The sequence below is a fragment of the Enterococcus sp. DIV0167 genome (assembly GCF_050541555.1).
GTDB classification, from domain to species: Bacteria; Bacillota; Bacilli; order Lactobacillales; family Enterococcaceae; genus Enterococcus; species Enterococcus faecalis.
The window spans coordinates 323237-337083 of the sequence record NZ_CP172933.1 but is presented as its reverse complement, the minus strand read 5'-3'; the positions used below and the strand labels follow the sequence as shown (position 1 = coordinate 337083).

The window sequence follows — 13847 nt, the reverse complement described above, 5'->3', positions numbered from 1 at the left end:
TATCATTACATGATTTTTTGATACTGACTGTATTTTAGCAAATTCGTCTGGGAAAGTGTAACACCAATACCAAGTCCCTGAGGCACGGTCATTGTCCCTTGCTCTAAAATAAAAGGTTCCGTGATGATATCTTCATAAAAATAGCGTTCCGTTGCTGAAATATCACCTGGAAAGGAAAAGGTAGGCTGTGACGCAAATTGCAAATTCAATGCGCGACCAACACCAGACTCAAACATACCACCTAACCAAACCAATAAATCATTTTCTTGGCAAAATGTGGCAATCTTCAACGCCTCGTGAATCCCACCTACACGAGGAATCTTCAAATTGATACTACGGCAACTGCCCAATGCTAACGCCACTTGGCAGTCTTTGAGACTACGAATATTTTCATCCAAACAAATTCTTGTCTTCAGTTCTCTTTGTAATTGTGCGTGATCTAAAAAATCATCTGCAGCAAAAGGCTGTTCAATCATTGCTAATTGATAGTGATCTAAACGTTGCAATTGAGACAAATCAGCCAATGTATACGCTGAATTGGCATCGACCATTAAAGGCAAGTTAGGAAAATGCTGACGAATCAAAGCAACGGGTTCCACATCATAACCGGGACGAATTTTCAGCTTCACTCGTTGATACCCTTTTTCTACAGCTAACTGAACTTGTTTAAGCAATTGAGGTAAGTCTTCTTGAATCCCTAAACTAATCCCTACAGGAATTTTCCTCCGCGTTGGTCCAAAAAATTCAGTTAAACTCTTCTGTTGCCGTTTGGCATATAAATCCCAGATGGCAGTTTCTAACGCAGCTTTTCCCATCCAATGCCCTTTAACTTCTTCAAAAATTGTTGAAACCTCTTGCGGCTGTTCAAGCGCTTCTGTTAAAAGTAACGGAATTAAATGCTGTTGGATGATGAAGCGTTCGGTTACCAACGTTTCTTGCACATAATCAGGTTGCTCAAAAGCCACTAATTCGCCAAACCCTTGATTTCCTTGCTCATCCGTTATTACAAATAGATCAAACGCTTTTTCTTCCAGGCGACCATAGCTCGTGACAAACGGCGTTTTTAAAGGCAAACGAACCTGATAGGTTTCAATTGATTGAATGTTCATTCAGATGGCTCCTTCCAATAACGCTGTCACCTTTTCATAAAAAATCGTTGGTTGTTCCAAATGGATACAATGTCCTGCTTCAGGAAAAATTGTCAGCCTCAACAACGGTTGACGTGCCTGCATTTTTTTCGCAATCCCAATAAATTTTTGATCTTCGCCGCCTACCAATAAATCGGTAGGAATCGGCTGCAATTCTGCTAGACGTTCCCAGTAACTCTCTTGCGCTCCTGTACCCATATACCACAAACTACTAGCCAACCCAAAGGCCGATTGGCTCAAACGTTCCTGACGAATGGCCATTTGCTGTGCCACAGGCAAGGCTTTTTGCGTTTGAAATAACGGTAATTCTTGCCAGAAATCAATAAAATCCACAAGCGGTTCCTCTAAGAGACGTTCCGCCAAACGATGATCTTGACAGATACGAGCCTGACGTTCTGCGGCGGTGGCCAAACCTGGTGATCCACTTTCCAATAAAAGATGCTGTACCTTTTGTGGATAATGTAATGCAAAACCTAAAGCTGTTCGAGCGCCCATTGAATAGCCTAATAAACAAAAGCAAGGCAAATTTAGCGATTCGGTTAGTTCAGCAAGATCATGGCAAACCTGTTTCATGGTATAACGCTCTGGTGCTACCAAACTAGCAGTCGCGCCATGCCCAGGTAAGTCAATTCCTAAAACGTTATAAGGTGTTTGACTGGGAAAAACGGCTGCAAACGTGGCTAACGTTCCTGTGAAACCGTGTAAACAGACTAGAGTCGTTCGCTTTGCATCAAAAGGTGTTAACCATTGATAATGGTACTGCATCCCCCGAATTAACCGTTCCATGAAATCCCCTGTCTTTCTACTCGTCTACCAATTTCAGCTAAAATTGATTCGTACAAATGAACATTCTCTTGACGATTTCCTTTGACTTCGATCACTTGAAATTGTGGTTCTTCAGCCGCTGTTTGTAAAATTTGCTTGAACTCCGCGATTGTTTTGACTTCTTGATACGAAGCACCGTAAAGTTCAGCAACTAACGAAAAATCTAAATCAAGCGGTGTTCCAAATAAAGGCTCGAAATCGTCCTCACGTAAAGTTCGTTGAGATAGAAAAGAGAAAATCCCGCCACCATTGTTATTTAATAAAACAATTGTTAACGGCAACTGATAACGTTTAGCCAAAAATAAACCATTCATATCATGATATAGCGCTAAATCACCAATCAGTAGAACGTTTTGCTGTGTCGGTGCTACGGCACTCATTCCTAAAGCAGTTGAAACAATCCCATCAATCCCGTTGATGCCGCGATTTCCAAACATCCGATAAGGGCGACTATCCATAAATCGATCTAAGTAGCGGATAGCCATACTATTAGATACAAATAACTGACCGTTCTCTTTCATCGTTTGGTGAACAGCTAAGCTGGCTGTTGTTTCATTTAATTCTGTCGCGTTCAGCGTTTCTAGAAGAACTTCAGAGACCGTTTTTTCCAGCAGGAGCCATTGTGCTAACCAAGTCGCTTCTGTTGGTTTGACAACCGTTAACAGTTGTTCTACAAACGTGGTTTCCTTTGCCTGAATAACGGTTTGTGATTTTTTCAATTGCTCTTGCCATTGCCCATTTTCGTCCACAAAATAAAAAGTAGTCTCTGTCGTTGCTAAGCGTTTCAACCATAACATGATGTTTTTAGAAATTGGCAGCGAACCAAAACGCACTACCACTTCTGGTTCTTGTGGCAAGGTCGCCACATTTAGAAACAGATCACTGTGTGCAATAACAACTTCACTATTTTGCCCATGTGTCACAATGTTTGCTAAAGGATCCGCTAGTAAAGGCCATTGCAAAGCTTCGGCTAATTGAATAAATAACGTCGCTTCTTCCTCTGTATGACTGCCACCGACAACCAAGACGCCGCTTTTCTGGTACCATTGATCCGCTAACTGTTGCACTTGTTCTGTAGAAAGGATTGATTGACCAGCGAATAAAGCCGTTTGTTGAGAACTCTTTGTTTTTCTCTCTAAGTCAGGTAATAATGGTTCCCGCAAAGGAAAATTCAAATGAACAGGTGCAGCAGGCGTTTGTTGCGCGAATGCTGCTCCTTTAGCGCCTTGCCAATAGGCGTAATTCAACATCTCTTCTGTTGCTTCTGGCAAAGCCATTTCAACAAATAATTTCACGTGATTTTGATACATTTGTAATTGGTCCATGGCTTGAGGAGCACCAACTTGACGTAACTCATGTGGCCGATCCGTTGTTAAAACGACTAAAGGCACATGGCTAATATTGGCTTCGCAAATTGCTGGATAATAGTTTGCAGCTGCTGTTCCAGAGGTACAAAGTAAGACCACTGGTTTTTGGCTCGCTTTACTTAATCCTAAAGCAAAAAAAGCAGCGGAACGTTCATCGACATCGACAAAAGTTTGGATTGCGGTTTCCCGATGAAGTAATAAAGCCAGTGGTGTGGAACGGGATCCTGGACTAATGACTGCTTGTTCAATCCCACTATTTTTTAAGCCTTCAATAAAGGCCGTTAAATAATCGGTCATTGTTTCTTGATGATTCATTAAACCTGCCCTCCAATTCCTCGTAACATCGGTTGAAATTTTATTTTCGTTTCTTCTCTTTCTAGCTCTGCTTGGGAATCCGCAACAATACCACAACCTGCATAAAGAACGCCTTGCTGACCAGCAAAGACACCTGAACGCAAGGCCACAGCGAACTCGCCACTATCATCATTCCCTGAAATCCAACCGATTGGCGCACCATATAGCCCACGACTCCCTGGCTCATATTGTCGAATCCATTCGACTGCCAACTCTTTGGGCTCACCGCCTAAAGCTGGCGTTGGGTGTAGCTGCATCACACTTTCCAAAAACGAAATTCCCGGCTTACGTTGACCCGAGATTGGCACATAAAGATGTTGTACATCTCGATTTTCCAAAATAATGGGTGCTTGAATACTGTTTTCAGAAGTCGTCATCTTCGCCAACTCTTTCGCTAAACGTTCCACCACAATTTGGTGTTCTCCGGTATTTTTGCGGTCTTGCAAAAGTTGTGCTCCTAAAGCTTTCGTTTCTTCTGGTGTTTGACCCGTTTTAATGGTTCCTGCAATACAAGCGGTCGCAAACGCTTCTTTAGTACCCAACAGAAGTCGTTCTGGTGTTGCACCAATGAAACTTGTGTCGTTGGCTTCCAAAGCAAACAAATACGTATTTTGTTGTTGTGCCATTAAATTAACGAGCACTTGGTTACTTCGAATTTTTTCAGGACTGCTCACAGCAAGTTGTCGAGCCAAAACCACTTTTTTTAAAGGGCCATCTTCTCTTAAGACTGCTACAGTTTCGTTGACAGCTTGTAGCCATTCAGTCACGGCAACTTCTTCCTTGTCAATCTTTGTTTCCGCTACAGCTGGCAACTCCTCACAGGTAGCTAACAAGCGATCAAACTGAGCCACCAAAGTCGACCAACGTTCCTCGACTTCTTGTTCACTAGAACCTGAAAAGTTCAGCGTTCCATAAATACGTGAACCTGAAAAAGTAAATAGAATACTTGGTAGATAAAACCAACCTTCCCCTAACTCTCCCCAGGCCTCAGTAGGCGTTTGTTCTGTATCAAAAGGCAAACCGCCAAACAGAAGAGCCCCCGTACCAGAAATAGACATATTTTGAAAACGAGTTGCCGCCTCTTTTTTTAAAAAGTTGTTCAATTGCTGCGTTTCTGTTTCTGCGCCTTTTAAGATAGTTTCATATCCGAAGCCAACCAAAGCAAAATCTTTTTTCGGCGTTTGCCAAAAAAAACGTTCTCCTTGGTATGCCTTTTCACCAGCGGCAAAAATTGCCAAGGCTGTTTGTTCTGTTTCTAATGGAAAAACCCAACTGAACTGACGGGCATTCTTCTGATAGGCTTGTCGTAATTCATCAGGCAATTTCATCTGATTAAAAACGCCTCTCTTTCTTCTGTCATGAAACGATGTTTGGCAATCTTTCCACTTGCTGTTTGCGGGAAAGAATGACAAAAATAAATGCGTTTCGGTCGTTTATATTTTGCCAGTTTTCGTGAACACTGGTCTTGAATTTGCGCTAAGGTGATTTCTTGGTCACTAATCACATATGCAACTGGGACGGCTCCCCATTGCGCATCTGGTTCTCCTACAACTGCCGCTGCTTTAATTCCTGTTATCGCCTGTAACACCTGTTCAACCTCAGTGGGGTAAATATTTTCACCACCAGAGATAATGAGTTCACTTAAACGACTAACCAAATACAGGTAACCTTGTGCATCTAAATAGCCCATGTCGCCTGTTTTAAACCAACCATCTGCTGTCCATTTTTCAGATTGACGATGGTTAAGGTAACCTGAAACAACGTTTGGTCCCTTAAGTAAAATTTCCCCGACTTGCTTTTCTGGCTGTTCTTGTCCTAGTTCATCAACAATTTTGATCTGCATATCTTTTAACGGTTGCCCAGCAGAGCCGATTTTCAGCGCCGCATCTTCAAATTTCAAGGCAACAACTTGCGAACACGTTTCCGTCATCCCGTAAGATTGAATGACTGGAATCCCTTTTTCCTCACACTGCGCTAATTTATCCGGTGCAATCGGTCCGCCGCCCAATAGCATTCCTTTAAAGCTGGCGCTGTAGCCAGCCTCAGGATAGACAGACAATAATTGTTGTAACATTGTCGCAACCACTGAAATGACGGTTCCACGGCCTTCTTGTAAATCTTGTGTCACTTGCTGTTCATCAAATTTATCGTAAAGGCGAATACTACAACCTAAGACGAGTTGTCGAACAACAATCGACAATCCGCTAATGTGAAATAATGGGACTGCACACAACCAACAATCTTCAGCAGTAATCCCCATATTTTCTTGGGTGCCTCTAGCACTGGCCAAATGATTTTTAAACCGTTGCAAGACCCCTTTAGGTTGTCCTGTAGTTCCAGATGTATACATAATAGAAGCCACCGACTCTAAGTCACTTGGCTGTTGAAACTCCTGACGTGAAAGACTATGCTGTTTTTTAACCATTGGCTGAACGTCGACAAAAGAAATCTCCTCTAACAAAGCCTGCGTTTCAGGCGCACCAATAATCGTTTTAACTTGCGCATCTTTTAACTGAAAAGTCAGTTCAGCAAGTGTCAAATGCGTATTTAAAAATAATAACTCTTTCCCCAATTCCCATAAGGCTAGAATTGAAAAATACAACTCTTTGCTGTTCTTACTGAATAAAGCCACACGTTTTTCTTCTGGTGCAAGCACCTGTTGATATGTGGCTACCCAATGGCTGACTTCTTGTTGCACTTCTAAAAACGTCCAAGATTCATCCTGAAAATAAAAAGCAGGATGATCGGGACGTTTTTGTACTTGTTTATTTAACCAAGTCATTGGTTTATGGGAATTTAGGGAATTGATCGAAATCTGGTGTCCGTTTTTCTTTAAATGCATCTCGGCCTTCTTGTGCTTCAGCCATTGTATAGTAAAGAAGTGTCGCATCACCAGCTAATTGTTGCACACCAGCCAAGCCATCTGTATCGGCATTTAAAGAGGCTTTAATCATCCGTAAAGCAATCGGGCTTTTGGTTAACATTTCTTCTGCCCACTCCATTGTCACATCTTCTACTTGATCCAATGGAACAACGGTATTAATCCAGCCCATATCTAAAGCTTCTTGGGCAGAATATTGTTTACACATAAACCAAACTTCTTTCGCTTTTTTATGGCCGATAACACGCGCTAAGTAACCTGAGCCGTATCCACCATCAAAGCTACCGACATTTGGTCCTGTTTGCCCAAACTTAGCATTTTCCGCCGCAATTGTTAAATCACAAACTAATTGTAAAACATTGCCGCCGCCAATGGACCAGCCTTTCACCATTGCGATGACTGGTTTGGGAATGACACGGATTAACCGTTGTAAATCTAACACATTTAAACGTGGAATGTTGTCTTCGCCAACGTAACCACCATTACCTCGAACTTTTTGATCGCCACCAGAACAGAATGCTTGGTCACCTGCGCCTGTTAAAATAATAACCCCGACATCTTCTTTATCACGACTAATGTTGAATGCATCAATCATTTCCATGACTGTTTTTGGTGTGAATGCGTTGTGAACATGCGGGCGGTTGATAGTAATTTTTGCTACTTTGCCTTCTTGCTCAAATAAAATTTCATCATATTCTTTAATTGTTGTCCAGTTTCTCATTAGGAAACCTCCTTCATTAATCTCATCTTTTCTATTATACACAAGAATCGGCACTTTAGAGAAAAAGTCGCTTGAATTTTAAGAAAAAACATGGCTATTTCAAATTTTCTTCATTCCTGTATAATAAATAAAAAACCTTTTATTCTCTCTTTTATTAGAAAGGACTGATTACTATTCATCTTTTAGAGTATTTAGGTATCACGATTCAACACGTTTCTGCTGAGAAATGTCAGCTTACTTTAGCGGTAAAAGACGTGCATAAACAACCCTATGGCCTTGTCCACGGGGGCTTAAACGGCGTCTTAATTGAAACTGCCTGTAGTTTAGGTGCGAACGAAAACGTTCCTGAAAACACTTTTGCTGTCGGCATAGACTTACAAGTAAATCATCTTCGCAGTGTCCATGATGGTAGCCTTACCGTGATTGCGACGCCCAATCACTCGGGAAAGACCCTTCAAGTTTGGGAAGCAAAAATTTATAACGCAGACCACCAATTGACGAGCGTTGGGCGTTGTACCTTAACAAATCGACAAAAAAAACAGTAATCTTTACAGGTTACTGTTTTTTTGTTTATGGTTTTTAATAAGTAATTAGATTACTTCGTTTATTTAATTTTAGTACCAACCATTTGCTAACCAGAATGATTTAGCTGCATCCCATGAACCATAGCGACCTGCTACGTACTGATCTGCCACGCGTTCTTGGTTGGCAGGTGAATAGTCACCATTTAAATAAGAGGCAGATAATTGGTAACGACCGATATACTGACCGTTTGTTGCATCGTAAGAACCACTAGATTCACGTTGTGCGATCCACTCTTTTGCATCACTGCTTGCGGCAGGTGCTGCTGGTTGCGCTACTTCTTGAGCAACAGGTTGTTGTACTTCTTGTTGTACTGGTTGTGCAACAGGTTGTTCAACTACTTGTTGCACTGGTGCAACTTCTACAGCTGGTGCTGGAGTATTAGCAACTTCTTTTTCTGAACGAATAACTAATTGTTCTCCTTCAAAAATTAAATCAAGGTTTGGCAATTTGTTATCAGAAGCAATTTTTTGAATTAAGCTATTGTCTCCTGCAAATTGATGAGAAATTGTTGATAAAGTATCTCCTGCTTTAACTGTATATAAGCTTTCTGCGTTTGCGTCTGTTCCTAAGAATAATCCTAAACCTGCGGCCAAAGTTGTTCCAAGTAAAATCGTTTTGATTGATTTCATGTATGTTTCTCCTTTGTAATTAAAAATATTTGATTGTTGCTCTTAGCACTCGGCAACAACCACGTCTGCTTCGCTTTATCGAAACGACTTCACATACTTTATCATCGAATGGCCGGCCGTAGGTGAATATCTCGTGACAATTTATTACTAGAATGTCGGTTTTGTTACATTTTGTAATAAAAAGCTGTTGGAAGCTTGATATTATCCTGTTTATATTTTGCGAAAAAAAGTTAAAAAAACAGGATTTTATTTTTGAGAAACCGTTTTCTAACCCTTGATTAGCCCTTAAATGTCGTTTTTTTTACATTCGTTTCAGTCAAAAAGTAACAAAATGTTAAATATACTAGACATGAGAATGTTTTTTTCAAAAACTCACGCCTAAAAAGAACAGGTGTTTTCTTTGAATTTTTTTTATCATTCACTATTTTTATTTTTCCTTCTATTATATAGATAAATTTTTTGTCGTATTCATTTTTCGATTCTGAAAAAACACTAAGCACTTCCTATTGAAACAAAAAGAGTTAAACAAAAAAATCTTATATTTTGCTTGTTATTTATTCATTTTAATCTTATTCAAAAAAGGAACAGCTAAAGCAACTATGAAAACAAAGTATTGAAAATAAAGCAGAATAAATATTCATTTTTATTGTAATTCACGAATAAAAAACAAATAATCACTCGAACGCTTGTTATTTAAAAACGTAATCAGTTTTTTCTCTTTCTATTTTCCAATCTATGAGTAATAAAATATATGAATCTACATTTAAGTCATTTTATTATCAAATATTCTGAATATTATAAGAATTGGAGTTTTATCTATGAGTGACAAAGAACAACTTGAGAAATTAGACAAATCCTTTCTGGGACAACCGAAAGGACTAGCAACACTGTTCTTCACAGAAATGTGGGAACGTTTCAGTTACTACGGCATGCGTGCTATTCTAATGTATTACATTTACGATACCGTAGCCAATGGCGGTTTAGGTCTCCCCAAAGCAACTGCCTTAGCCATCATGTCCATTTATGGATCAATGGTTTTCATGTCCAGTATCATTGGCGGTTGGGTCTCTGACCGTGTCTTAGGTTCAAGGAAAACTGTTTTTATTGGTGGTTTGTTAATCATTGCTGGACATATTGTTCTCGCTACCCCATTTGGTGTCCCCGCCTTATTCGTTTCTATTATGTTAATTGTATTTGGGACTGGGATGTTAAAACCAAACGTTTCAGGGATGGTTGGCCATCTTTATTCAAAAACTGACTTACGTAGAGATGCAGGCTTCTCCATTTTTTACATGGGGATTAATATCGGAGCCTTAATCGCTCCCCTTGTTGTCGGAACTTTAGGACAAGAATATAATTATCATTTAGGCTTTTCCGTTGCCGCAGTAGGAATGTTCTTCGGGCTACTACAATATTATTTCCAAGGACGTAAATCTCTGGCTGGAATTGGTCAGGCCCCAACTAATCCAATGTCTAAAGAAGAGCAAAAGAAATTTGCTAAAGCATTTATGTTGGCAATTGTCGTTGCTTTACTTATTTTTGGTGGCGCCTATGTCACAGGACATTTAACAATTGATTTCTTTATTAATACCATCAGCGTGTTAGGAATCCTGTTACCAGTTTATTATTTCAGCAAAATGTTAACGTCTAAAGATGTCACTGCTGAAGAAAAACCAAAAGTTCTGGCTTACTTGCCATTATTCTTAGCAGCAATTGTTTTCTGGTCATTGGAAGAACAAGGTTCGTCTATTCTTGCTCTATTTGCAAATGAACGGACGCAAACGAGTTTGTTTGGCTTCCCGATTGCCGCTAGCTGGTTCCAATCATTAAATCCTGTATTCGTAGTTATTTTGACCCCTATTTTTGTTACATTATGGACAAAACTAGGTAAACGTCAACCATCAACAGTTGTGAAGTTTTCACTAGGGCTAGTCTTTGCTGGTCTTTCCTTCGTCTTATTAATGTTGCCAGGTCTACTTTATGGTACCGAAGGACGAGTGAGTCCACTTTGGTTATTCTTCAGTTTCTTCATTATGATTGTCGGAGAAATGTGTTTATCTCCCGTTGGCTTATCGATTACTACAAAATTAGCACCGAAAGCTTTCGAAGCTCAAACCGTTGCTATTTGGTTATTAGCAGATGCCGCTTCACAAGCCATTAATGCTCAAATTGCTCGTTTCTATACACCTGGAACAGAGTCAGCATATTTTGGGATTGTCGGACTTGTAGCTGTCGTTGCTGGGATTCTCTTATTCATTGTGAAAAAACCAATCCAAAACTTAATGGGTGACGTCCGTTAAACCGTCAAAAAAGTTGCCTTTCTCTTTTTTGAAAGGCAACTTTTTTATACAGCGTTTTGATAACGTTTTCATCAAGTGGTATACTAAATAGAAGGAGGACGAGGACATGCGTTACTTAATTGGCGGTATTTTTTTATTGATTAGTATCTGGCAATTCATTGTTACTGGACGGACATTTTCCTACTTAAAGAAAGAGGGCGGCAAAAGAACCTCACCATTTATTCTGTTAGGACTATGGAGTAGCTTAGTGTTTGCTATTATTTCATTTGCTGTGGCGATTGCTTCTTTCTTTTATGTGAGTTTTTAGTAGAAGGCTAGCCATAAGTAAAGGAGCGAGATTGCTAATCTCGCTCCTTTACTTATTTATTATGGTTGTTTTCCAATATAAGCTAAAATTCCACCATCGACATATAAGATATGTCCATTAACAAAGTCAGAAGCGTTAGATGCTAAGAAAACTGCTGGGCCAGCTAAGTCTGCTGGTGTGCCCCAACGATTAGCAGGTGTTCGACCCAAGATGAATTCGTTAAATGGATGCCCTGGTTCTCTTAATGGCGCCGTCTGTGGCGTTTCAATGTAGCCAGGTCCAATCCCATTACATTGAATATTATATTGTCCATATTCAGAAGCAATATTTTTCGTTAACATTTTTAGTCCGCCTTTTGCTGCCGCGTACGCACTAACTGTTTCACGACCCAGTTCACTCATCATTGAACAGATATTGATAATTTTGCCATGACCCTTTTCAATCATATCTGGAATAACCGCTTTTGCCATAATAAATGGCGCATTCAAGTCAACATCAATCACTTGACGGAACTCTTCTGCTGACATCTCCACCATTGGAATTCGTTTAATAATTCCCGCATTATTGACTAAAATATCAATAGAGCCGACTTCTTTTTTAATCTGAGCAACCATCGCTTGAACTTGCTCTTCATCAGTGACATCACACACATAACCACGTGCTTCAATCCCTGCGGCCCGATAATTTTCCAAGCCTTGTTCAACTGATTCAGGAGATAAGTTATTAAAAACAATTGTTGCTCCTGCTTCAGCTAAGGATTTCGCAATCTCAAAGCCAATCCCATAAACAGCACCTGTAATTAACGCTACTTTTCCATCTAATTGAAAATCATTCATTTTAAATTCCATGTTTTCTCCTCTTTCTTTAGTTTATTTTAATTGATCCATTGCAACCATATCCATATCTGTGTACGTAATATTTTCTCCGCACATGGCCCAAATAAAGGAATAATTACTTGTACCAACCCCAGAATGAATTGACCAGCTTGGTGAAATGGCTGCTTGTTCATTACTCATTACTAAATGTTTCGTTTCGTCTGGTTTACCCATCATGTGGAAAATCCGCGTATCTTCTTCCATATCAAAATAAACATACGCTTCCATACGACGTTCATGTGTATGACAAGGCATTGTATTCCAAGCGCTACCTGGTTCTAAAATGGTGTAGCCCATTTGTAACTGGCAACTTTCACAAACGTTCGGATGAATGTATTGGTAAATTTTACGTTGGTTCAATGTTAATGGATCACCCGTTTCCATTGGGGTAATTTCATCAATACTAATTTTTACGTTGGGATATTTATGATGTGCTGGCACACAACTAATGTAAAATTTCGCTGGATCATCAGGGTTTTCTGAAGAAAAACGAACATGTTTTGTTTCTTTCCCAATATAATAGCCATCTTGTTTTTTCATTGTTTCTTTGGCGCCATCAATTTCAATAAAGCCTGGTCCCCCAATATTAATAACCCCTAGTTCACGGCGTTCTAAGAAATAGTCAACCCCTAATTCTTTGTCCAAAATAATTTCTAATTCTTCTGTGGTCGGTGTCACACCACCAAAAATCATCCGATCATTATGTGTGTAGGTTAAGCTGATTGCACCTAGAATAAAAACTTTCTCTACTAAAAATTCATCTCTCAATTGTTCTGTTGAATAGTGACGGATATCCGCCGGACTATGTGTATAACGTGTTTCCATATTTTGCATAACTAAAATCTCCTATCTATTTATTTTTCCTGAGCCCGTTGCCAAAAAAGCAAGGACTTCTTTTTGACTAAATTGATTACAATCACCATGGACAGTATGTTTTAACGCACTAGCCGCTGTCGCAAAATCAATGCAGGTTTGTGGATCATAGGCAGCTAATATGCCATGTAAAACCCCACCAGCAAACGCATCACCGGCACCGACACGGTCAACAATCGGTTGTAATCGATGACATTTGGACGTATAATACGCACCTTTGTACCATAGCGTTCCGATTAATTCATTATCTGTCGCTGAATGAACTTGACGTTTGGTTGAATAAAATACTTGAATGTTGGGATAACGTTCTTGCATTTTTCGGTAGTACCACGTTAATGCGTCTTCAAGTTCTTCCTCTGGTTCTGGAATCTCCAGTAAATAACGAGCATCTAATACCCCAGCTGAACAAATATCAACAAATGGAAGAATGGCCTTCAATGCCACGCTCGCTTCTTTCTGGGACCAAAGTTTCCCTCGATAATTAATGTCAAAACTTACTTGGCACCCTGCTTGCTTCGCTGCTTTAACTAGCGCAACCGTCATACTTTGCCACGTTTTTGATAACGCCGCTGTAATTCCTGAAATATGAAAGATCTCTACTCCTGAAAACAGCTCATGTAAGTCCCATTCCATTTCTTCGATTTGAGCAAAGCTTGAATAGGCGCGATCATAGACAACACTGGCTGCTCGTTCTCCTGTACCAGTTTCCAAGTAATATGTTCCTAGGCGTGTTCCGCCAGTTCGTACAAATTCCGTTGAAACCCCATAACGACTTAAATGCTTTTTGGCGGCTTCTCCTAATGAATTATCGGGCACTTTACTAGCAAAAGTCACTTGGTGGCCATAGTTCGCTAACGAAATCGCTACATTCGCTTCCCCACCGCCGTAATGTACAGCGAAATTTTCTGTTTGTGCTACGCGTATTCCGACAGGCGTTGACAAACGCAACATGATTTCTCCCAATGTTACGACTTTCCCCATG

General features: G+C 40.1%; 13 protein-coding genes. 3 read left to right on the top strand and 10 right to left on the bottom strand.

Features of this window, described 5'->3' with window-relative positions; genetic code table 11:
* Positions 1-5: 5 nt before the first annotated feature.
* Genes menC through menB form a run of 6 tightly spaced genes read right to left on the bottom strand, consistent with a single transcriptional unit; the run spans position 6 to position 7350 of the window.
* Positions 6-1109 carry an o-succinylbenzoate synthase gene (gene menC / locus IGM09_RS01710; protein WP_016618130.1) on the bottom strand — a complete coding sequence of 368 codons (1104 nt, stop codon included), beginning with the start codon at positions 1107-1109 and terminating at the stop codon, positions 6-8.
* A complete protein-coding gene (gene menH, locus IGM09_RS01705) occupies positions 1110-1934 on the bottom strand; it encodes a 2-succinyl-6-hydroxy-2,4-cyclohexadiene-1-carboxylate synthase (protein WP_010707853.1) in 825 nt (274 codons plus the stop codon).
* The gene (gene menD / locus IGM09_RS01700; RefSeq protein ID WP_010818677.1) at positions 1922-3655 is read right to left on the bottom strand and encodes a 2-succinyl-5-enolpyruvyl-6-hydroxy-3-cyclohexene-1-carboxylic-acid synthase; all 1734 of its coding nucleotides are present in this window, start codon (positions 3653-3655) and stop codon (positions 1922-1924) included. The genes menH and menD overlap by 13 nt, the downstream gene beginning before the upstream one ends.
* Positions 3655-5022, bottom strand: a complete 1368-nt coding sequence (locus tag IGM09_RS01695; RefSeq protein WP_033624803.1) for an isochorismate synthase — start codon at positions 5020-5022, stop codon at positions 3655-3657. Before IGM09_RS01695 ends, menD begins: the two co-directional genes overlap by 1 nt.
* Positions 5019-6476, bottom strand: a complete 1458-nt coding sequence (locus IGM09_RS01690) for an o-succinylbenzoate--CoA ligase (RefSeq protein WP_025192074.1) — start codon at positions 6474-6476, stop codon at positions 5019-5021. Before IGM09_RS01690 ends, IGM09_RS01695 begins: the two co-directional genes overlap by 4 nt.
* A 4-nt stretch (positions 6477-6480) precedes the next feature.
* Positions 6481-7350: a 1,4-dihydroxy-2-naphthoyl-CoA synthase gene (gene menB / locus IGM09_RS01685; RefSeq protein WP_002383695.1), complete on the bottom strand. Its 870-nt coding sequence runs from the start codon at positions 7348-7350 to the stop codon at positions 6481-6483.
* A 110-nt stretch (positions 7351-7460) separates the two neighbouring features.
* On the opposite strand from menB, the gene IGM09_RS01680 reads away from it, so the two are divergent.
* The gene (locus IGM09_RS01680) at positions 7461-7841 is read left to right on the top strand and encodes a PaaI family thioesterase (RefSeq protein WP_014524728.1); all 381 of its coding nucleotides are present in this window, start codon (positions 7461-7463) and stop codon (positions 7839-7841) included.
* A 69-nt stretch (positions 7842-7910) separates the two neighbouring features.
* Here IGM09_RS01680 and IGM09_RS01675 read toward each other — a convergent pair whose 3' ends face one another.
* On the bottom strand, positions 7911-8510 hold the full coding sequence (locus tag IGM09_RS01675) for a LysM peptidoglycan-binding domain-containing protein (RefSeq protein WP_002355317.1): 600 nt from the start codon (positions 8508-8510) through the stop codon (positions 7911-7913).
* Positions 8511-9328: 818 nt separating this feature from the next.
* Between IGM09_RS01675 and IGM09_RS01670 the strand changes: the two genes are divergently transcribed.
* Together IGM09_RS01670 and IGM09_RS01665 are read left to right on the top strand one after the other, a co-directional pair.
* Positions 9329-10810, top strand: a complete 1482-nt coding sequence (locus tag IGM09_RS01670) for a peptide MFS transporter (protein WP_002355315.1) — start codon at positions 9329-9331, stop codon at positions 10808-10810.
* Positions 10811-10916: 106 nt separating this feature from the next.
* Positions 10917-11117, top strand: a complete 201-nt coding sequence (locus tag IGM09_RS01665; RefSeq protein ID WP_002355314.1) for a hypothetical protein — start codon at positions 10917-10919, stop codon at positions 11115-11117.
* A 59-nt stretch (positions 11118-11176) separates the two neighbouring features.
* Here IGM09_RS01665 and IGM09_RS01660 read toward each other — a convergent pair whose 3' ends face one another.
* The 3 genes from IGM09_RS01660 to IGM09_RS01650 are packed head-to-tail and all read right to left on the bottom strand — an operon-like array spanning position 11177 to position 13846.
* A complete protein-coding gene (locus IGM09_RS01660) occupies positions 11177-11965 on the bottom strand; it encodes a gluconate 5-dehydrogenase (protein WP_010707858.1) in 789 nt (262 codons plus the stop codon).
* A 21-nt stretch (positions 11966-11986) separates the two neighbouring features.
* Complete coding sequence (kduI, locus tag IGM09_RS01655; RefSeq protein ID WP_033624801.1) at positions 11987-12826, bottom strand: 5-dehydro-4-deoxy-D-glucuronate isomerase; 840 nt, start codon at positions 12824-12826, stop codon at positions 11987-11989.
* Positions 12827-12838: 12 nt separating this feature from the next.
* The gene (locus IGM09_RS01650; protein ID WP_002389690.1) at positions 12839-13846 is read right to left on the bottom strand and encodes a sugar kinase; all 1008 of its coding nucleotides are present in this window, start codon (positions 13844-13846) and stop codon (positions 12839-12841) included.
* Position 13847 lies beyond the last annotated feature (1 nt).

What these genes read in the sequence shown, in the direction of transcription:
- kduI (WP_033624801.1), bottom strand. Translation starts at nt 12,826, where the DNA reads ATGCAAAATATGGAAACACGTTATACACATAGTCCGGCGGATATCCGT.
- IGM09_RS01660 (WP_010707858.1), bottom strand. Translation starts at nt 11,965, where the DNA reads ATGGAATTTAAAATGAATGATTTTCAATTAGATGGAAAAGTAGCGTTA.
- IGM09_RS01665 (WP_002355314.1), top strand. Translation starts at nt 10,917, where the DNA reads ATGCGTTACTTAATTGGCGGTATTTTTTTATTGATTAGTATCTGGCAA.
- menH (WP_010707853.1), bottom strand. Translation starts at nt 1,934, where the DNA reads ATGGAACGGTTAATTCGGGGGATGCAGTACCATTATCAATGGTTAACA.
- IGM09_RS01695 (WP_033624803.1), bottom strand. Translation starts at nt 5,022, where the DNA reads ATGAAATTGCCTGATGAATTACGACAAGCCTATCAGAAGAATGCCCGT.
- menC (WP_016618130.1), bottom strand. Translation starts at nt 1,109, where the DNA reads ATGAACATTCAATCAATTGAAACCTATCAGGTTCGTTTGCCTTTAAAA.
- IGM09_RS01650 (WP_002389690.1), bottom strand. Translation starts at nt 13,846, where the DNA reads ATGGGGAAAGTCGTAACATTGGGAGAAATCATGTTGCGTTTGTCAACG.
- IGM09_RS01670 (WP_002355315.1), top strand. Translation starts at nt 9,329, where the DNA reads ATGAGTGACAAAGAACAACTTGAGAAATTAGACAAATCCTTTCTGGGA.
- menD (WP_010818677.1), bottom strand. Translation starts at nt 3,655, where the DNA reads ATGAATCATCAAGAAACAATGACCGATTATTTAACGGCCTTTATTGAA.
- IGM09_RS01690 (WP_025192074.1), bottom strand. Translation starts at nt 6,476, where the DNA reads ATGACTTGGTTAAATAAACAAGTACAAAAACGTCCCGATCATCCTGCT.
- IGM09_RS01675 (WP_002355317.1), bottom strand. Translation starts at nt 8,510, where the DNA reads ATGAAATCAATCAAAACGATTTTACTTGGAACAACTTTGGCCGCAGGT.